The organism is Kitasatospora sp. NPDC059462 (assembly GCF_042749955.1).
In the GTDB taxonomy this organism is placed as follows: Bacteria; Actinomycetota; Actinomycetes; order Streptomycetales; family Streptomycetaceae; genus Kitasatospora.
Genome location: NZ_JBHYUU010000380.1, coordinates 1 through 2,318 on the forward strand (window position 1 = coordinate 1; position 2,318 = coordinate 2,318).

The following is a 2,318-nucleotide window of genomic DNA, read 5'->3' on the forward strand; positions in this document are numbered from 1 at the left end:
GGCCACCACGGTCGTCACGGTCACGGTTGAAGCCACCACGGTCACGGTCACCGAACGAACGGCCACCGCGCTCGTCACGGTCACGGCCGAAGGAACGGCCGCCGCGCTCGTCACGGTCACGGTTGAACGGGCGGTCGCCGCGGTCGCCGCGGTCACGGTTGAACGACGGACGCTCGGTGCGCGCCTCGCGGTACGACGGGGTGCGCTCCTCGGTCACCGCGGCCGGCTCGGCGGCGGCCGCCGGGGCGGCGGTCTCGTCGGCGGCGGCACCCTCGGCCGTCCCGGCCTCGGCGGCCGGGGCCTCGTCCTCGATGCCCAGCTCGGCGCGCTCGCGCGCGGCCCGCGCGGCCAGGCGGTCGGCCTCGTCGCGCAGCTCGCCGGCGCGGCGCTGGGCGCGCTCCAGCTGGCGGGTCATGTCGGCGACCTCGCGCTCGGCGGCGCCGGCGATGTTGGCCGCGCTCTCCGCCTGGACCTCGACCAGCGAGCGGGCGCCGGTGATCCGGGCCACCTCGGCGTCGAAGGCGTGGTCGAGGATGTGGCGGCTGGCCTCCACGCCCGCGTCCTCCATCAGGCGGAAGACGCCGCGGCGCTGGTGCGGCAGCACCAGGGTGACGACGGTGCCGGAGCGGCCGGCCCGGGCGGTGCGGCCGGAGCGGTGCAGGTAGTCCTTGTGGTCGCCGGCCGGGTCGACGTTGAGCACCAGGTCGATGCCGTCGACGTGGATGCCGCGGGCGGCGACGTCGGTGGCGACGACGACGTTGACGTAGCCGTCCTTGAAGTCGCCGAGCACCCGGGTGCGGGCGCCCTGGGTCATGCCGCCGTGCAGCGCGTCGGCCTTCACGCCGGCCTCGACGAGCTGCTCGGCGACGCGGTCGGCGCCCATCTGGGTGCGGACGAAGATGATCGTGCGGCCCTTGCGGGCGGCGATCGCGTTGGTGATCGGCGCCTTGTCCTTGGGCTTCACCACGAGGATGTGGTGGGTCATGGTGGTGACGGCACCGGCCGACGGGTCGACCTCGTGGGTGACCGGGCTGTTCAGGTAGCGCTTCACCAGGGTGTCGATCTCGTTCTCCAGGGTGGCGGAGAACAGCAGGCGCTGGCCGCCGGCCGGCACCTGGTCGAGGATCTCGGTGACCTCGGGCAGGAAGCCCATGTCGGCCATCTGGTCGGCCTCGTCGAGGACGGCGACCTGGACGTCGTCGAGCTTGGCCGAGCCGCGGTTGATCAGGTCGCGCAGGCGGCCCGGGGTGGCGACCAGGACGTCGACGCCGCGCTCCAGCGCGTAGATCTGGTTCGACATCGAGGTACCGCCGCAGACGACCTTGAGGCGCTGGCCGAGCACCGAGCCGAACGGCTCCAGGGCGTCGGCGACCTGCATGGCCAGCTCGCGGGTCGGGACCAGGATCAGGCCGCGCGGGTGCTTGGCGCGGGTGCGCTCGCCGTCGGCGAGGCGGGTCAGCAGCGGCAGGCCGAAGCTGAGGGTCTTGCCGGAGCCGGTGCGGCCGCGGCCGAGCACGTCCTTGCCGGCCAGGGCGTCCGGGATGGTCGCGGCCTGGATCGGGAACGGGGTGGTGACGCCACGCTTGGCGAGGGCGCGGACGACCTCGTCCGGCAGGCCCAGGTCGCCGAAGGTGATGGTCGGCTCGGCGTCGGCCTCGGCGGCCTCGTCGGCCGCGTCCTCGGCGTCGACGTCGGCGGCCTCGGCGTCGGTGGCCTCGGCGGCGGTGTCGGTGTCCTCGACGGCGTCGACGGCGGCGATCAGCTCGGCGTCGGCCTCGGCGGGAACGGTGGTGGTGGCATCGGCGGCGGACTCGCTCGCGGGCATGGCGAAGCGGGCGTCGTCAACGAGAGACATGCAAAACCTTCCGGAAGTGGCACGCGCCAAAGTCCGGGGTTCTGTTTCACAACCGCCTCTATGCGGTCAGCCACGGATCGCCGGAACGCGCCAAGGGCGCCAGATGGGAGTAGGGCGCCAGTCAAATGGATCAAACGAACGATCTACCACCATAGACGAGCCTGGGGATCGGAGGCAAATGCCCTGGCCAGGCTGCGGATCGGCGCTCAGTGGCCGCCCGACGCACCCGAGCTGGGGGGCGCGGTGGTGCTCGGGGCGGGGGTGGGCTCCGGAGCCGTGGTGGCGGTCGGGGCGGGGGTGGTGTGGCCGGGTTCCGGGGAGGACGGGCGCCCGGTCGGGCTGGCCGCCGGGGCGGGCGCCGTCGTGCCGCCGGGGCCTCCCCCGGTGCCGCCCGTGGTGGCCCCGGCGCCGCCGGACGGGTGGCCGCTGCCGCCCGCGCCGCCGCCGCTGCCCGCCGCACCCC

1 protein-coding gene and 1 pseudogene are annotated in these 2,318 nt (G+C 74.7%); both read right to left on the minus strand.

Annotation, left to right across the window (positions count from 1 at the left end; all coding sequences use genetic code 11):
- Positions 1-1,855: DEAD/DEAH box helicase (locus ACFXAM_RS38590; RefSeq protein WP_380298591.1), on the minus strand; the 1,855-nt coding region annotated here is incomplete at its 3' end.
- Between the two features lie 206 nt (positions 1,856-2,061).
- A pseudogene (locus ACFXAM_RS38595) lies at positions 2,062-2,318 on the minus strand (serine/threonine protein kinase); the annotation flags it as partial.